A 17,522-nucleotide genomic window follows, 5' to 3' on the forward strand; every position below is an offset into this window, starting at 1 on the left:
CGACAGAGATTTAGGCTGGGGCTCAATGCTCAGCTACCGCCTGGGGGTCGACGACCTCGCCGACATGCGCTTCGCCTGCTCACCGCTGCTGGAGACCGCCACCAGCCTGTGGGCGCTGCGGCGCGCCGACAAGTACGCGCTGCACCTGCCGTGGGTGCGCCGGACACGGGCGGCGCTGGCCGACGCCTCCGGCCTGGACACCGCGCTGCTCGACGAACTGACCGTGCGCGGCAGCGGCTGGATCCCGGACTTCCTCACCCCGCGCCCCGACTCGCCGCTGCCGGAGGTGCGGGACGAGCTGCGGCGGGTACGGCAGACGGCGCCCGCGAAGGCGCTGGCGGACGTCCGGACGGCGTACGCCGGGCACGCGCTCGCGCCGCGCCTGGCCGAACTGGCCGCCGATCCACGCGGGTTGCGGGACGCGGTGGCGGATGTCCTGGAGGCGTACTGGGAGCTGGCGATGGCGCCGCACTGGCCGCGGATGCGGGCCGTCCTGGAGGCGGACATGGTGTGGCGGGCGCGGCTGCTGGCCCGCGAGGGGGCGGCGGCGGTGCTCACGTCGCTGGATCCGTCGGCGGTGTGGCGGGGCGGGGAGCTGACGCTGTTCGTCCACCGGGACCTGGAGTGGGGGGCGGCGGTGGACGGGCGGGGACTGTGGCTGGTGCCGACGCTGTTCGCGCAGCACGCGATCAGTCCGGTGGGGCCGCACGAGCCGCCGACGATCGCGTATCCGGCTCGGGGGGTGGGGACACTGTGGGAGTCCCGGCCGCCCCGGCCGCCCGGGGCTCTCGCCTCGCTGGTGGGCGCGCCCAAGGCGGCGCTGCTGGTGGCCCTTGACGGCCCGGCGTCCACGACGGAGCTGGCCCGTCGCCTGTCCGTCACGCCGAGCGCGGTCTCCCACCATCTGGCGGTGCTGCATCGGACGGGGCTGGTGAGCAGGGCTCGGGCGGGGAGGGTGGTGCTGTATGGGCGGACGGGGGTGGGGGACGCGCTGGCGTCGCCGGGGGCGTGAGGCTCCCCCGCCCCGCCCCTTCCCCTGGCCTTCCGGGGGATGGGGGGCCCACCGGGGATGGGTGGGGTTGGACCCTCCAGGGGTGGGTGGGGGTGAGGCCGGTTTTTGGGGGCTTCGCCCCCGAGCCCCGAGCGGGGCTGCGCCCCTGCGCCCCCTCCGCGGGGCCTGCGGCCCCTGCACCCCGCTTCGCGCTCTGTCTGCGGGCCGGCGGGTGGCTGGTCGCGCAGTTCCCCGCGCCCCTGAAAGGGCCTCCGGCCCCCCTCGCTGCGCGTTCGTCCACGGGCCGCCCTGGGTCGCTCGCGCAGTTCCCCGCGCCCCTTGGAGACCGCGGCCTGCGGCCCCCCTCGCTGCGCGTTCGCCCGCGGGCCGGCCTGGGGTACTTCGCCGCAGCCCGAGAACGCAGCTCGGCCACAGCCCCTTGGGGGCGCGGGGAACTGCGCGAGCAGCCACGCACGGTCCGCAGACTGAGCCGCGGGCCGTCCGCCGGAGGCCCCGCGGCGGAGCCGCGAAGTGTCGCAGTCGGGAAGGGGCGGGGGCGGTGGGGGAAGGAAAACTACGCCACCGAACCTATCCGCCCCACCGGCCCCTCAGGCCCCTCATGGTGGATGGGGGTGTGCGCCCCGGTGAGCGGCACCCCCGCCCCACCCCGCCGGCTCGCCACAATCTCCGCCGCGATCGACAACGCCGTCTCCTCCGGGGTCCGCGCCCCGAGGTCGAGGCCGATCGGCGATCGCAGGCGGGCGAGCTCCAGCTCCGTCACGCCCGCCTCGCGCAGCCGCGCGTTGCGGTCCTCGTGCGTGCGGCGCGACCCCATCGCGCCCACGTACGCCACCGGCAGCCGCAGCGCCAGCTCGAGCAGGGGCACGTCGAACTTCGCGTCGTGGGTGAGGACGCACAGCACCGTACGGGAGTCGACCTCGGTCGACTCCAGATAGCGGTGCGGCCACTCCACCACGATCTCGTCGGCCTCCGGGAAGCGGACGGGCGTGGCGAACACGGGCCGCGCGTCGCACACCGTGACCCGGTAGCCCAGGAACTTCCCCACCCGTACCAGCGCCGACGCGAAGTCGATCGCACCGAAGACGATCATGCGCGGGGGCGGGACGCTCGACTCGACCAGGACCGTGAGCGGCTGCCCGCACAGCCGGCCGTCCGCGCCCAGCACCAGCGTGCCGGTGCGGCCCGCGTCCAGCATGGCGCGCGCCTCGTCCGCCACCGCCCGGTCGAGCTCGGGGTGGCCGCCGAGGGCGCCCTCGTACGTACCGTCGGGGTGCACCAGGAGCGGGCGGCCGACCAGGTCGGACGGCCCGTCGGTGACCCGGGCCAGGGCCGCCGCCCCGTCGCCCGCCGCGGTCGCGAGCGCGGCGGCGAACACCGCCCGCGACGGGGAGTCGGCGGGCACCGGGGTCACCAGGATGTCGATGATCCCGCCGCAGGTGAGGCCGACCGCGAACGCGTCCTCGTCGCTGTAGCCGAAGCGTTCGAGGACGGGCTCGCCGTCCGCCAGCGCCTGGCGGCACAGCTCGTAGACCGCGCCCTCCACACATCCGCCGGAGACCGAACCGATCGCCGTGCCCTCGCCGTCGACGGCGAGCGCCGCGCCGGGCTGGCGGGGCGCGCTGCCGCCGACCGCCACCACGGTGGCGACGGCGAAGTCACGGCCCTGCTCGACCCACCGGTTCAGCTCCTCGGCGATGTCCAGCATGTTCGGTCTCCCTCTGCGTAAGGATGGTGGAGGGCGTCCGGTCGTACGCCCCGGTCGTGGCCTACTTGACGCCCAGCCAGTTCTCGATGGGGCTGAGCGCGAAGTAGACGAGGAAGATGGCGGACAGGGCCCACATGAACCCGCCGATCTCCCGCCACTTGCCCTGCGCCGCCTTGATGACGGTGTAGGAGATGACACCCGCGCCGACACCGGCGGTGATGTTGTACGTGAACGGCATCAGGGCCACGGTGAGGAACACCGGGATCGACACCGAACGGTCGTTCCAGTCCACGTGCCGCGCCGCGCTCATCATCATCGAGCCGATCACGACCAGGGCGGCGGCGGCCACCTGGGCCGGGACCAACTGGGTGAGCGGGGTGAAGAAGAGGCACGCCGCGAAGAAGAGGCCGGTGACGACCGAGGAGAGGCCGGTGCGGGCGCCCTCGCCGGCGCCGGTCGCGGACTCGATGAAGACGGTCTGGCCGGAGGCGCCGGAGACGCCGCCGATCGCGCCGCCCGCGCCGTCGATGAACAGCGCCTTGGACAGGCCCGGCATCCGGCCCTTGTCGTCGGCGAGCTTGGCCTCCTGGCCGACGCCGATGATGGTGGCCATCGCGTCGAAGAAGCCGGCCAGCACCAGGGTGAAGACGATCATGCCGACGCTGATGGCGCCGATCTGGTCCCAGCCGCCGAACTCGACGTCGCCGAGGAGGTTGAAGTCGGGCTTGGCGACCGCGCTGCCGTCCAGGCCCGGGGCGAGGCCGCCCCAGTCCTTGTCGTCCAGGCCGGCGATCCTGGTGACCGCGAGCGAGAGGACCGTGCCGGTCACGATGCCGATCAGGATCGCGCCGGGGACGTTGCGCGCCTGGAGGGCGAAGATCAGGAGCAGGGTCACCGCGAAGAAGAAGACCGGCCAGCCGACCAGCTCGCCCGTGGCGCCGAGGGTGACGGGGCCGCCCTGGCCCTTGCCGACGAACCCGGCCTTCACCAGGCCGAGCAGGGCGACGAACATGCCGATGCCCATGGTGATGGCGTGCTTGAGGGGCAGCGGGATGGCGTTCATGATCATCTCGCGGAGGCCGGTGACGACCAGCAGCATGATGACCACGCCGTACATGACGCACATGCCCATGGCCTGCGGCCAGGTCATGTTGGGGACCACCTGGGTGGTCAGGGCCGCGGAGACGTTCAGTCCGGCGGCCAGCGCGAGCGGGACCTTGCCGATGAAGCCCATCAGCAGCGTGCTGGCCGCGGCCGCGAGGGCGGTGGCCGTCACCAGGCCCGCATGGCCCAGCGTGTGCTTGTCGACGTCGGGCGTCGAGAGGATCAGCGGGTTGAGCAGGAGGATGTAGCACATCGCCATGAAGGTGGTGATGCCGCCGCGCACCTCCTGCGCGACCGTGGATCCTCTGTCCGTTATGTGAAAGTACCGGTCGAGCCAAGACCTGCCGGCGGGGACGCGCGAGCCGGAGCCCGCCTCCTCTGCGGTGGTCTTCGGCTCCACGGACTGCTGGGTCATGGTGCCTACTCCCAAGGTTCACAGGGGCACCCGCATAAGACTTGAGAACTCAGTCGGACAAGCTGCGGGATTTGGGATGGTGCGTGGGCTGCACGACCCGGGGGACGGCCCGAGACGAACGTTTCCGCGGCTGCGGGGGTACCGGTTTCCTTCCGGTACCGCAGTGCGGGGGTGGTGCTGGACATCCGGGTACTGCCTGGTGATGCCGGTGGTACGGGTGCTGCTGGTGGTACGGGTGCTGCTTATGGTGCCGGTGATACGGGTGGTGCGGGTGAAGGACCGCGAGCGGTGCGGTACTTCGGGGCTCCGGGCGGTGCGGGCGGCGGGGAAGTGTGACGTTCCCGGGTGGCGCGCACCGCCCGGAGGGTTCAGGGGATCAGGAGGCCTCGGTGCCCGTGAGGTGCTCGGGGCGGACCGGGGTCCTGTTCAGCTCCAGACCCGTCGCGTTCCGGATCGCCGCGAGGACGGCCGGGGTGGACGACAGGGTCGGGGCCTCGCCGATGCCGCGCAGCCCGTACGGGGCGTGCTCGTCGGCGAGTTCGAGCACGTCGACCGGGATGGTCGGCGTGTCGAGGATGGTGGGGATGAGGTAGTCCGTGAAGGAGGGGTTGCGCACCTTCGCGGTCTTCGGGTCGACGATGATCTCCTCCATGACCGCCACGCCCAGGCCCTGGGTGGTGCCGCCCTGGATCTGGCCGACGACGGACAGCGGGTTGAGCGCCTTGCCGACGTCCTGGGCGACCGCCAGCTCGACGACCTTGACGAGGCCGAGCTCGGTGTCCACCTCGACGACCGCGCGGTGCGCGGCGAAGGAGTACTGGACGTGGCCGTTGCCCTGGCCGGTACGGAGGTCGAACGCCTCGGTGGGGCGGTGGCGCCACTCCAGCTCCAGCTCCACCGCCTCGTCCTCCAGGACGTCCACGAGGTCCGCGAGGACCTCGCCGCCGTCGGTGACGACCTTGCCGCCCTCCAGGAGGAGTTCGGCCGTCGCCCAGGCCGGGTGGTAGGAGCCGAACTTGCGGCGGCCGATCTCCAGGACGGCCTCGCGGACGTGCTCGCAGGTGTTCTTGACCGCGCCGCCGGTGACGTACGTCTGGCGCGAGGCCGAGGTGGAACCGGCGGAGCCGACCTGGGTGTCGGCCGGGTGGATGGTCACCTGGGTGACACCGAGCTCGGTGCGGGCGATCTGGGCGTGGACGGTGACGCCGCCCTGGCCGACCTCCGCCATCGCGGTGTGCACGGTCGCCACGGGCTCGCCGCCCACGACCTCCATGCGCACCTTGGCGGTGGAGTAGTCGTCGAAGCCCTCGGAGAAGCCGACGTTCTTGATGCCGACCGCGTAGCCCACACCCCGTACGACGCCCTCGCCGTGCGTGGTGTTGGACAGACCGCCGGGCAGCGCGCGCACGTCGGCCTGCTCACCCGCGGTCGCCCACTGCTGCTCGGGCGGCAGCGGACGGGCCTTGACGCGGCGCAGCAGTTCGGCGACCGGGGCCGGGGAGTCGACCGGCTGCCCGGTCGGCATGATCGTGCCCTGCTCCATGGCGTTCAGCTGCCGGAACTCGACCGGGTCGATGCCCAGCTTGGCCGCCAGCTTGTCCATCTGGGCCTCGTAGGCGAAGCACGCCTGGACCGCGCCGAAGCCGCGCATGGCGCCGCAGGGCGGGTTGTTGGTGTAGAGCGCGATCGCCTCGATGTCGACGTCGTCGATCACGTACGGGCCGACGCTCAGCGAGGAGGCGTTGCCGACGACCGCCGGGGAGGCCGACGCATAGGCGCCGCCGTCCAGGACGATCTTGCACTTCATGTGCGTGAGTTTGCCGTCCTTGGTGGCGCCGTGCTCGTAGTAGAGCTTCGCCGGGTGGCGGTGGACGTGGCCGAAGAAGGACTCGAACCGGTTGTAGACGATCTTGACCGGCTTGCCGGTGCGCAGCGCCAGGAGGCAGGCGTGGATCTGCATCGAGATGTCCTCGCGGCCACCGAACGCGCCGCCGACGCCGGAGAGCGTCATCCGGACCTTCTCCTCGGGCAGGCCGAGGACGGGGGCGATCTGCCTGAGGTCAGAGTGCAGCCACTGGGTGGCCACGTACAGCTCGACGCCGCCGTCCTCGGACGGTACGGCCAGACCGGACTCGGGGCCGAGGAAGGCCTGGTCCTGCATGCCGAAGGTGTACTCGCCCTTGACGATGACGTCGGCGCGCTTGGCGGCCTCGTCGGCGTTCCCGCGCACGATCGGCTGGCGGTGCACGATGTTCGGGTGCGGTACGTGGCCGATGTGGTGGTCGTCGCGGCCCTCGTGGACCAGGATCGCGTCGGGCGCGGTCGCGGACGCCTCGTCCGTGACGACCGGCAGCTCCACGTACTCGATTCTGATCTTGGCGGCGGCGCGGCGCGCGGTCTCCGGGTGGTCGGCGGCGACCAGGGCGACGGGCTCGCCGTGGTGGCGGACCTTGCCGTGGGCCAGGACCGGGGTGTCCTGGATCTCCAGGCCGTAGTGCTTCATCTCGGCCGGCAGGTCGTCGTAGGTCAGCACGGCGTAGACGCCGGGCATCGCGACGGCCTCGGAGATGTCGATGGACCGGATCTCGGCGTGGGCGACCGTGGAGCGCAGGGTCTGGCCCCAGAGCATGTCCTCGTGCCACATGTCCGAGGAGTACGCGAACTCACCGGTGACCTTGAGGGTGCCGTCCGGACGCAGCGTCGACTCGCCGATGCCGCCCTTGGTCTTGGAGCCCTGGGTGATGTTGGTGGGAGTACCAGTGGTGGCCATGATCGTCAGACCGCCTCTTCCTGACGGGCGGCCGCGAGGCGGACCGCGTCGAGGATCTTCTCGTAACCGGTGCAGCGGCAGAGGTTGCCGGAGAGGGCCTCGCGGATGTCCTGGTCGGACGGGGAGGCGTTGCGCTCCAGGAGCTCGTCGGCGGCCACCAGCAGACCCGGGGTGCAGAAGCCGCACTGGACGGCTCCGGCGTCGATGAACGCCTGCTGGATCGCGGAGAGCTCGCCGGTCTCGCTGCTGCGGCCGTCCTGCGGCCTGGCCTGCCAGCGCTGGGCGGCGTCGACGGAGGTGCCACAGGCACCGGAGGCGCAGGAACCGCCCGGGTGGGCGTTGTCGCGGTGCTTGGCGTAGTCCGCCAGGCCCTCGACGGTGACGACCTCGCGGCCCTCGACCTGACCGGCCGCGACCAGGCAAGCACACACCGGCACACCGTCGAGGCGGACCGTGCAGGAGCCGCACTCGCCCTGCTCGCAGGCGTTCTTCGAACCCGGAAGGCCCATGCGCTCGCGCAGGACGTACAGAAGGCTCTCGCCCTCCCAGACGTCGTCGGCTTCCTGCTTGCGGCCGTTGACCGTGAAATTGACGCGCATGGTTATGCAGCTCCTTCAAGCGAGCGGCCGGTGCCGCGGTACTGCTCCCAGGTCCAGCCGAGCGTGCGGCGGGCCATGATGCCCACGGCGTGCCGGCGGTACTTGGCCGTACCTCGTACGTCGTCGATCGGGTTGCAGGAGGCGGAGGCGAGCTCCGCGAACTGCTTGGCGATCGAGGGAGTGATGATCTTGCCGCTCTCCCAGAAGCCGCCCTCGTCGAGCGCGGCGTTCAGGAACTCCTCCGCGGCCTTCGCCCGGACCGGGGTCGGGGCGGCGGAGCCGATGCCGGTGCGGACCGTCCGGGTCTCGGGGTGCAGGGCCAGGCCGAAGGCGCAGACCGCGATGACCATCGCGTTGCGGGTGCCGACCTTGGAGTACTGCTGGGGGCCGTCCGCCTTCTTGATGTGGACGGTCTTGATGAGCTCGTCCGGCGCCATCGCGTTGCGCTTCACACCGGTGTAGAACTCGTCGATCGGGATCAGCCGCGAGCCGCGCACCGACTCGACCTCGACCTCGGCGCCCGCGGCGAGCAGCGCCGGGTGGGCGTCACCGGCCGGGGAGGCGGTGCCGAGGTTGCCGCCGACACCGCCGCGGTTGCGGATCTGCGGGGAGGCGACGGTGTGCGAGGCGAGCGCCAGACCCGGCAGCTCGGCCCGCAGGTTCTCCATGATCTGGGTGTACGACACGGACGCGCCGAGCCGTACGGTCTCCTCGCCGGTCTCCCACGCGCGCAGCAGCTCGATGCGGTTCAGGTCCAGAAGGTACTCCGGCCGGCGGTGGTCGAAGTTGATCTCGACCATCACATCGGTGCCACCCGCAATGGGCACAGCCGTGGGGTGCTCGGCCTTGGCGGCGAGCGCCTCCTCCCAGCTGGCGGGGCGAAGGAAGTCCATGAGTGGCTCTCTTCTTCTCAATCGGGGTCGTTCGCGCGGGTCCCGGGGACGGCCGGCCCTTGGCTGATGAAGTCGTTCATGTGCTGTTAACGCGGTGTGGCCCCAGTACACAAGCCTCACTCCGCCGGGTGCAGTCACCGAAACCATGAAGGAGTTGGCTGGTCTCCATCTACGTCTTGTAGATTCGTATGAAAGGCGGTGCTCAGTAACCCCACCGCTTTCCACCGGCAACAACAAGACAGATCGGCGGCGACACGCGATGCGGCTGCGCGCACTTCTGGAGACCGACGCGCTGGGGCTGCGGCTGCTCGGCGGCGAGGACGAGCTGGACCGCACCGTACGCGGTGTGATGACCACTGACCTGCGCGATCCCAGCCGCTATCTCTCCGGTGGCGAGCTGGTCCTCACCGGCCTCGCCTGGCGCCGCGACGCCGACGATTCCGAGCCATTCGTACGGATCCTGGCCGGAGCCGGAGTGGTGGGCCTGGCGGCCGGCGAGGCCGAGCTGGGCGCGATCCCGGATGACTTGATCCGTGCGTGTGCACAGCACCGGCTGCCGCTGTTCGCGGTGAACGAGTCGGTCGCCTTCGCCACCATCACCGAGCACGTGGTGCGCCAGGTCTCCGGGGAGCGGGCCGGGGATCTGGCTGCCGTGGTCGACCGGCACCGGCGGCTGATGACCTCGGGCCCGGCGGGCGGCGGCCCCGAGGTCGTCCTGGACCTGCTCGGCTCCGACCTGGACCTGCGGGCCTGGGTGCTCTCCCCGACCGGGCGGCAGATCGCGGGCGCGGGCGAGCCGCTCGCCCCGGCCGTCGCCGCCACTCTCGCGGGTGAACACCTCGGCGCGACCCGTACCGGCCGCCGGGGCCCGCACCGGGCCGTGGTGCACGGCACCACGTACTCGCTCTTCCCCATCCGCCACAGCGGGCGCGGGGCGGCGCCCGCCGCCCGTGACGTGCGCGAGACGGTCCTGTCGGACTGGCTGCTGGCCGTGGAGGCCGACGCGGCCGACTGGCCCGCCGCCCGGCTCGACCTGCTCCAGGGCGTCACCCAGCTGATCGCCGTGGAGCGCGACCGCCGCGACGCGGCCCGTACGGTACGCCGCCGGCTCGCCCAGGAGGTGCTGGAGCTGGTGCAGACCGGGGCCGCGCCCGCCGAGATCGCGGCCCGGCTGCGGGTTGCCGCCCCGGTGCTCCTGCCGGGCCTCGGCTCCGCGCCGCACTGGCAGGTCATCGTGGCCCGGGTCGACTGGAGCCAGGCGGCGGCCACCGCGGCGGAGGTCGCGGGCGGCCCGGTCGCCCAGGCCCTCCTGGAGGAGATCCTGGTCGACCCCGCCGTCGCGGGCTCGGACTCCTCCGACCGGATCGCGGTCGCCCACGCGGGCGACGAGGCCATCGCGCTGGTGCCGCTGCCCGCCGTCGCCCCGGAGGGCACGGAGGCCGGGCTGCACGCGGACGCGCTGCTCGCGGCGGTGCAGGCGCCGCTCTCCGCGGGCCTCGCCGACGACGGCCGCCTGACACTGGGTGTCAGCGCGGCGGTGCACTCGGCCGAGGGGCTGCGCGGGGCGCTGGAGGAGGCCCGGCACGCACGCCGGGTCGCCGCGGCCCGCCCGGGCCGGGTCTGCGCGGCCGGCCACCACGAGCTCGCCTCGCACGTGCTGCTGCTGCCGTTCGTCCCGGACGACGTGCGCCGCGCCTTCACGGCCCGCCTGCTGGACCCGCTGCGCGACTACGACCGGCGCCACCGGGCCGAGCTGATCCCGACCCTGGAGGCGTTCCTCGACTGCGACGGCTCCTGGACCCGCTGCGCCACGCGCCTGCATCTGCACGTCAACACCTTGCGCTACCGGGTGGGCCGGATCGAGCAACTGACGGGGCGTGATCTCTCGCGTCTGGAGGACAAGCTGGACTTCTTCCTGGCCCTGCGGATGAGCTGAGGGGGCGCGCGGGCGGCGCGACGGAGCCGGAACACCACCGCGACGCACCGCAATTCGCCGTTTGTGAAGGAATTCACGCGTGGCCCTTGGCCCGGCGTGCCAATCCGTGCTGAGATTCGCCACACGACCCAACAGCTCGGACTCAACGGCTCGATGGCGCGCTCGGGGAGGGCAACGTGGCGTACTCCGCCATGTCTGATTCCGGAACGACTGCGGAGAACGCGGAGCACGGGGATCCGCTCGCTCCGCTCCATCCGCTGCAGACCGCCGTGTGGCGGCTGCGCTCGCGCGGTTGCTGGACGGACGCGGCCGCCCTGCTCGAACCGCACGGCGCGGAGCCCGCCGCGGCGCTCCAGCGGGCCGCGCTGCTCACCGAGCGGTGCCTGTACACCGGGGACGGCTGGGCGGAGGCCGAGGAGGCGCTGCGCGGCGCGGAGGCGGTGGCCGGGGACGACGAGGAGCGGGGGGCCGCGGCGTGCGAGCGGGGGCAGCTGGCGTACGCCTCGACGCTGCTCGGGGTGCGTGACCGCGCCGACGAGGCCCGCTCGGCGCTGGGGCGGGCCGCCGCGCTGATCGCCCCGGCGGCGAGGGGGCGGGCGCTGCTGGACTTCCGGCGGGGGCTGCTCGCCGAGAACGTGGCGGACGCGCCGCAGGCGGCCCGGGCCGCGTACCGCCGCGCGCACGCGGGCGCCACCGCGCACGGTGACACCCTGCTGCTCTCCTTCACCTGGCGCCATCTGGCCGGACTCGCCCTGCGGGACGGGGAGTTGGCGGAGGCCAGACACGGTTTCGCGGAGTCGCTGCGGATCCGGGAGGAGCTGGGGTATCTGGTCGGTACGGCCCCGGCGCTCGCGGCCCTGGCGGAGGCCGAGCCCGAGCCCGAGGCGACCCGTCTGCGCACGGAGGCGGCCCGCCTGTTCCGCCTACTGGGCGGCGTCCCCACCTGGCTGTCCTCCCATCTGACCCCAGCCCCGGCGACAACCTGAACAACGCGGCCGCGCAGTTCCCCACGCCCCCTTGCTGCCCGGGGTTCGTCTGCGGCCCGGTGGGGGCTGGTCGCGCAGTTCCCCACGCCCCCTTGCTGCCCGGGGTTCGTCTGCGGCCCGGTGGGGGCTGGTCGCGCAGTTCCCCGCGCCCCCAGGTAGTCCACCACGGCCGGAGAACGCCGCTCGGCCACTGGCTTCAAGGGGCGAGGAACCCACCACGCTCCACGGACGAAGTCCGGGGCCCTGAAGGGGCGCGGGGAACTGCGCGAGCAACCCACCACCACCCGCAGACAAAGCCCGGGCGAAAAGGGGCGCGGGCAACCCGCCACCGCTCCCAGCAAAGCGAACCTACAGCGCCGACCCAGTGAAATGCTCCCGCACCAACGCCTGCACCACACCCAAGTCCTGCGCACTCAGCGCATCCAGCAACGCCAGATGCTCCGCCGCGTCCGCCACCAGGTCCGCCCTGCGGGCGACCGGCGCCGCCGTCAGCGGCCACTGCGACCGCCGGTGCAGATCCTCCGCCACCTGAAGCAGCTGCCGGTTCCCGGCGAGCGCGAGCACCGCCCGGTGGAAGGCCCGGTCGGACTCCGCGTAACCCGCCCGGTCCCCCACCGCCGCCGCCTGCGTGGTCGCCTCCGCCAGCGGCCGCAGCTCGGCCCAGCGCGCGGCGGGCACGGTCCGGGCCAGCCGCAGCATCACCGGCACCTCGATCAGGGCGCGGACCTCGGCCAGCTCGGCCAGTTCGAGCGGAGTGCGCTCGGTGACCCGGAAACCCCGGTTCGGGACGACCTCGACGGCCCCCTCGGAGGCCAGGCGCTGCATCGCCTCGCGGACCGGGGTCGCCGAGACGCCGAAGCGTTCGCCGAGTGCCACCGCCGAGTACACCTCGCCCGGCACCAGCTCGCCGTCGACCAGCGCGGACCGCAGCGCCTCCAGGATCTGGCCGCGCACCGAGTGCCGACGGACCCGGGGCGCGGACGGCTCACTGTGGGTGTGCTCACCGCGCGCGGAAGCGTCCGGTACGGACGAGGCGTCCCGTACGGACAGGGCTTCCCGTCCGGCCGAAGCATCCCGTACAGCAGAACCGCCCCGTACAGCGGAAACCCCCCGCCCGGACGACGCCCCCCGCACGGCCGCCCCCTCCCGTACCTCCACCCCGAAGGGGCCCCCCTCCGCCCGGGCCTGGGCGGGCACACGGGCAGCCCCGGGCGGCGGTACCGCCGCCTCGCGTGCTCCGCCCCGCTCCACCCCAGGCCCTCCCCTTCTCCTACCGCTCGGTACGTCCCCCAGCACCATAGGCGGACAAAGCGACAGTTCAAACATCGCGCACATCCGCTAAGGTAAGCCTTACCTGCAAACGATCGTGATTCGGTGGTCCCTGCATGACTGTGTCGACGCTGCTCCCGAGCCCCCTGGCCGCGTCCTACGCACGCCTCGCCGACGTCTACCCCGGCGTCCGGGTCCAGGAGCTGGCGGACGGCGAGCGGGCGCCCCGCTCCCCCGGCTGGGTCGGCGCGGACCAGCTCGCCTCCGGCGGGGACGCGCTGGAGGCCTTCCTCGGCTGGGACGACGAGCAGGTCCTGCGCGACTACGGACAGCGCGCCCGCCCCGACGTCATCGCCTCCTTCGGCTTCCACCGGTACGCCTGGCCCGCCTGCCTGCTGATCACCGTTCCATGGTTCCTGCACCGCCGGGTGCCGCGGGTGCCCGTCGAGGCCGTGTCCTTCCAGCGCACGCTGGGGCGGCTGACCGTGCGGGTGCGGGAGTTCGCGTGCCTGCCCGGGGACCCGGCGGCGGCGCTGCCCGGCGCGCGGGTCGTCCCGGACGAGGAGGCGCTGCGCGCCGAAGTCCGCGCGGCCGTCGCCGAGCACCTCGGACCGGTGCTCGACGGCTTCGGATCCCGGATGCGGCGCGGCAGGCGGGCACTGTGGGGCATGGCGACCGACGAGGTCGTCGAGGGTCTGTGGTACGTGGCGGCGCTGCTCGGCGAGGAGCGCCGGGGGATGGCCGAGCTGGAGCGGCTGCTGCCCGGCTCCACCAAGCCGTACGTGGGCGCCGCGGGCTTCCGCGAGCTGAGCGGACCGGCCGGCGAGCCGCTGCCGACCCGCGACCGGGCAAGCTGCTGCCTCTTCTACACCCTGCGCCCCGAGGACACCTGCGTCACCTGCCCGCGTACGTGCGACGCCGACCGGGTGGCCAAGCTGAGCGCCGCGTCCTGAACCCACGCCACCCCTTCGGGTGAGTCCCCTTCGAACTCAACTCGGCGCGCTACCACGCCAGTTCGAGCAGATCACACCTATCCGTATGCCACCGGCCGCCAATGGCGTCCTCTTCCCCCGAAAACGCCTGCGGCCGCGCGCGGCAGGAGCACTATGGCGCCCGGAACGCCTTACGTGATTCAAGGGACACCGCATGCGACTGACCGACATATCTCTGGACTGGCTGCTTCCGGGCGGCGTGATGATCGTGGGGGTCGTCGTGGCGTTGGTCGTCCTCACGCGTGGCAAGCGCGCGGGTGAGAGCGCGTCCGGCGACGACAGCTGGGAACGCAGTGAGGAGCGCCGGCGCCGCAAGGAAGCCGTCTACGGCACCGCCTCCTATGTGCTGCTGTTCTGCTGCGCGGCCGTCGCCGCCGCGCTCTCCTTCCACGGTCTGGTCGGCTTCGGCCGGCAGAACCTCAGCCTCACGGACGGCTGGGAGTACCTCGTTCCCTTCGGCCTCGACGGCGCGGCCATGTTCTGTTCGGTGCTGGCGGTGCGCGAGGCCAGCCACGGCGACGCGGCGCTGGGCTCGCGGCTGCTGGTGTGGACGTTCGCGGGCGCGGCGGCCTGGTTCAACTGGGTGCACGCGCCGCGCGGCATGGCCCACGCGGGCGCCCCGCAGTTCTTCGCGGGGATGTCGCTCTCGGCGGCGGTGCTCTTCGACCGCGCGCTGAAGCAGACCCGCCGGGCGGCGCTGCGCGAGCAGGGCCTGGTGCCCCGCCCGCTGCCGCAGATCCGGATCGTCCGGTGGCTGCGGGCCCCCAGGGAGACCTTCGGCGCCTGGTCGCTGATGCTCCTCGAAGGGGTGCGGACGCTGGACGAGGCGGTGGAGGAGGTACGCGAGGACCGGCGCGCCAAGGAGCAGAACCGGCTGCGCCGACGCGAGCAGGAGAAGCTGGAGCGGGCCCACCTCAAGGCGCTCAGCCGGCAGGGCAGGAACATGGGCCGGGGACGGCCGGGCGGCCGTCAGGTCGACGTCCCGTCCATGGGCGCGGGCTCCGGGCAGCCGAAGGCTGTCGCGGAGCCCGCCATACCAGAGCCGGGACAGCTGCCTCTTCGCAACCGGCCCTCCCTTCAGGCCGTCATGGACGCTGAGTCCACGGCGGCGTCCCGCACCGTCGACCTCACGGCCGAGGACGACACCCAGACGCTGCCGCGTCTGGACCATCTGGAGCGCAAGCTCAAGGATCTGGAGCAGCAGTTCGGCTGAGCGCGGCCCGTGGGCTCAGCCGGACGCCGGTGGCGGGAGCGGCCTCACGCCGTTTAGCCGCCGAGCTCGAACCAGACCACCTTGCCCGCCTCGTGCGCGCGCACGCCCCAGGCGTCCGCGAGCGCCTGCACGAGGAGCAGGCCCCTGCCGTGCGTACCGTCGTCGGCGGACGGTACGTACGGCTCGGGGAGGTCCGGGGCGGAGTCGTGCACCTCGACGCGCAGCCCCGCCGGAGCGACCGTGGCCGTCACCACCGCTCCCTGGTCGGTGTGGATGAGCGCGTTGGTCACCAGCTCGCAGGTGAGCAGTTCGGCCACCTCGACCGGCCCGGTGGGCTTCCAGTGGCCCAGCAACTCCCGTAGCGCGCGCCGCACTTCGGCCACCGCCGTGAGGTCCGACCGCCCCACCCTGTACCGCAGCTGTCCCTGGAGCAGCGCACGCGCGCTCGTCCCGAGGAACGCCCCGCCCGCCCCGGGCCCGCCCCCTCCCTGACGTTCAGTCATAGCCCCCACCCGCACGTCGTCACGTCCCTTTCCGTCTCGCACACCCTCACGGGATGCATGCCCAGGTGACCCCCCGTCACGCATGGTGATTCCGCAACAACCGACGGGATACACACCCGGATCGGTTCCCCGGTCGGCGCCCGGGATGCGGCCAGGTCACGGGCGAGGGGGTCACTTCATGGCAACACCCCTTACTCACAGGCGAGTCACAGGGTCAAGAGGGCCGCGCGCCCACGATTCACGTGTGGGGAGCCGTGAACGCCCGTGGGTGCGCACGCTTTACGGCCACCCCGATGGGAGACGCGCCGACCAGGGAGTATCACCCCATCGCCGGGCCGCCGGGTGGACACCTGCCTGACCGGTCTACGGCCGGGGCACGTTGCGCAGATTGGAACGGGCCATCTGGAGCATCCGGCCGACCCCGCCGTCCAGCACGATCTTGCCCGCCGAGAGTGCGAACCCGGTCACCATGTCGGCGCTGATCTTCGGTGGGATGGAGAGCGCGTTGGGGTCGGTGACGACGTCGACGAGGGCGGGCCCCTTGTGCCGGAAGGCGTCCTTGAGGGCGCCCGCGAGCTGCTTGGGCTTCTCGACCCGTACACCGTAGACACCGGCCGCGCGGGCGATGGCCGCGAAGTCGGGGTTGTGGTTGTCCGTTCCGTACGACGGCAGCCCGGCCACCAGCATCTCCAGCTCCACCATGCCGAGCGAGGAGTTGTTGAACAGCACGATCTTCACCGGCAGGTCGTACTGGACGAGGGTGAGGAAGTCGCCCATCAGCATGGAGAACCCGCCGTCGCCGGACATCGAGATCACCTGGCGGCGGCGGTCGGTGAACTGGGCGCCGATCGCCTGCGGCAGCGCGTTCGCCATGGAGCCGTGGCTGAACGAACCGATGATGCGGCGCCTGCCGTTGGGCGAGAGGTAGCGGGCGGCCCAGACGTTGCACATCCCGGTGTCGACGGTGAACACCGCGTCGTCGTCGGCGAGTTCGTCCAGGACGGAGGCGACGTACTCGGGATGGATCGGCACATGCTTGTCCACCTTGCGGGTGTACGCCTTGACGACTCCCTCCAGCGCGTCGGCGTGCTTCTTCAGCATCTTGTCGAGGAAGCGCCGGTCGGTCTTGGCCTTCACGCGCGGGGTGAGGCAGCGCAGCGTCTCCCTGGCGTCGCCCCACACGCCCAGCGCGAGCTGCGAGCGCCGCCCCAGCCGCTCGGGCCGGACGTCGATCTGCACGATCTTGACGTCGTCGGGCAGGAACGCGTTGTACGGGAAGTCCGTGCCGATGAGGATGAGCAGATCGCACTCGTGGGTGGCCTCGTAGGCGGCGCCGTACCCGAGCAGCCCGCTCATACCGACGTCGTACGGGTTGTCGTACTGGATCCACTCCTTGCCGCGCAGCGCGTGGCCGACGGGGGCCTTGACGCGTTCGGCGAAGGCCATCACCTCGGCGTGCGCACCCGCGGTGCCGCTGCCACAGAAGAGCGTCACCCGTTTGGCCCCGTCCACCAGCCGCACCAGCTTGTCGATCTCCGCGTCGCCGGGGCGCACCGAGGGCAGCGCGGTGACCAGCGCGTGTTCGACGGCCTTCTCCGGGGCGGGTTCGGAGGCGATGTCGCCCGGCAGCGCGACCACGCTGACCCCGCCCTGGCCGATGGCGTGCTGGATGGCCGTCTGGAGCAGCCGGGGCATCTGCTTCGGGCTGGAGATGAGCTCGCAGTAGTGCGAGCACTCCTGGAACAGGTGGTCGGGGTGGGTCTCCTGGAAGAAGCCCAGGCCGATCTCGGAGGAGGGGATCTGGGAGGCGAGGGCGAGGACGGGGGCCATCGAGCGGTGGGCGTCGTAGAGGCCATTGATCAGATGGAGGTTGCCCGGGCCGCAGGAACCGGCGCAGGCCGCGAGGGTGCCGGTGAGCTGGGCCTCGGCGCCGGCCGCGAAGGCGGCGACCTCTTCGTGGCGGACCTGGATCCAGTCGATGCCGGGGGTGCGGCGGACGGCGTCGACGACGGGGTTGAGGCTGTCGCCGACGACGCCGTACATCCGCCGCACCCCCGCGCGGGCGAGGATGTCCACGAACTGCTCTGCCACGTTCTGTTTGGCCATGGCTCCCATTCATCCACGG

13 protein-coding genes are annotated in these 17,522 nt (G+C 72.5%); 5 read left to right on the forward strand and 8 right to left on the reverse strand.

Going from position 1 to position 17,522, the window contains the following annotated elements:
* The first annotated feature begins 25 nt into the window (after window positions 1–25).
* Window positions 26–1,012, forward strand: coding sequence for an ArsR/SmtB family transcription factor (locus tag ACZ4MU_RS20760; protein ID WP_467878498.1), 987 nt, complete (start codon window positions 26–28; stop codon window positions 1,010–1,012).
* A gap of 553 nt (window positions 1,013–1,565) precedes the next feature.
* Here the strand turns inward: ACZ4MU_RS20760 and ACZ4MU_RS20765 are convergent.
* The 5 genes from ACZ4MU_RS20765 to ACZ4MU_RS20785 form a co-directional block, all read right to left on the reverse strand.
* On the reverse strand, window positions 1,566–2,717 hold the full coding sequence (locus tag ACZ4MU_RS20765; RefSeq protein ID WP_467878500.1) for an XdhC family protein: 1,152 nt from the start codon (window positions 2,715–2,717) through the stop codon (window positions 1,566–1,568).
* 61 nt (window positions 2,718–2,778) lie between these two features.
* Window positions 2,779–4,236, reverse strand: a complete 1,458-nt coding sequence (locus ACZ4MU_RS20770; protein WP_467878503.1) for an NCS2 family permease — start codon at window positions 4,234–4,236, stop codon at window positions 2,779–2,781.
* 376 nt (window positions 4,237–4,612) lie between these two features.
* A complete protein-coding gene (locus tag ACZ4MU_RS20775; RefSeq protein WP_467878506.1) occupies window positions 4,613–7,006 on the reverse strand; it encodes a xanthine dehydrogenase family protein molybdopterin-binding subunit in 2,394 nt (797 codons plus the stop codon).
* 5 nt (window positions 7,007–7,011) lie between these two features.
* Window positions 7,012–7,605: a (2Fe-2S)-binding protein gene (locus ACZ4MU_RS20780; protein WP_467878508.1), complete on the reverse strand. Its 594-nt coding sequence runs from the start codon at window positions 7,603–7,605 to the stop codon at window positions 7,012–7,014.
* 2 nt (window positions 7,606–7,607) lie between these two features.
* Entirely contained in the window at window positions 7,608–8,498 is an 891-nt protein-coding gene (locus ACZ4MU_RS20785) for an FAD binding domain-containing protein (protein WP_467878511.1), read from the reverse strand.
* 259 nt (window positions 8,499–8,757) lie between these two features.
* Between ACZ4MU_RS20785 and ACZ4MU_RS20790 the strand changes: the two genes are divergently transcribed.
* Both ACZ4MU_RS20790 and ACZ4MU_RS20795 read left to right on the forward strand, forming a co-directional pair.
* Entirely contained in the window at window positions 8,758–10,434 is a 1,677-nt protein-coding gene (locus ACZ4MU_RS20790; protein WP_467878513.1) for a PucR family transcriptional regulator, read from the forward strand.
* 191 nt (window positions 10,435–10,625) lie between these two features.
* Window positions 10,626–11,420, forward strand: coding sequence for a hypothetical protein (locus tag ACZ4MU_RS20795; RefSeq protein WP_467878515.1), 795 nt, complete (start codon window positions 10,626–10,628; stop codon window positions 11,418–11,420).
* 348 nt (window positions 11,421–11,768) lie between these two features.
* Here the strand turns inward: ACZ4MU_RS20795 and ACZ4MU_RS20800 are convergent, their stop codons facing one another.
* On the reverse strand, window positions 11,769–12,671 hold the full coding sequence (locus tag ACZ4MU_RS20800) for a GntR family transcriptional regulator (protein ID WP_467878518.1): 903 nt from the start codon (window positions 12,669–12,671) through the stop codon (window positions 11,769–11,771).
* Window positions 12,672–12,805: 134 nt separating this feature from the next.
* Between ACZ4MU_RS20800 and ACZ4MU_RS20805 the strand changes: the two genes are divergently transcribed.
* Entirely contained in the window at window positions 12,806–13,642 is an 837-nt protein-coding gene (locus tag ACZ4MU_RS20805) for a (2Fe-2S)-binding protein (protein WP_467878521.1), read from the forward strand.
* Window positions 13,643–13,835: 193 nt separating this feature from the next.
* Complete coding sequence (locus ACZ4MU_RS20810; RefSeq protein WP_467878524.1) at window positions 13,836–14,894, forward strand: DUF2637 domain-containing protein; 1,059 nt, start codon at window positions 13,836–13,838, stop codon at window positions 14,892–14,894.
* A gap of 53 nt (window positions 14,895–14,947) precedes the next feature.
* Here the strand turns inward: ACZ4MU_RS20810 and ACZ4MU_RS20815 are convergent, their stop codons facing one another.
* Both ACZ4MU_RS20815 and ACZ4MU_RS20820 read right to left on the reverse strand, forming a co-directional pair.
* Entirely contained in the window at window positions 14,948–15,397 is a 450-nt protein-coding gene (locus ACZ4MU_RS20815) for an ATP-binding protein (protein WP_467878526.1), read from the reverse strand.
* A gap of 363 nt (window positions 15,398–15,760) precedes the next feature.
* Complete coding sequence (locus tag ACZ4MU_RS20820; RefSeq protein WP_467878529.1) at window positions 15,761–17,503, reverse strand: pyruvate dehydrogenase; 1,743 nt, start codon at window positions 17,501–17,503, stop codon at window positions 15,761–15,763.
* Between the last annotated feature and the right edge of the window lie 19 nt (window positions 17,504–17,522).

This window comes from Streptomyces sp. NPDC026377 (assembly GCF_055567715.1).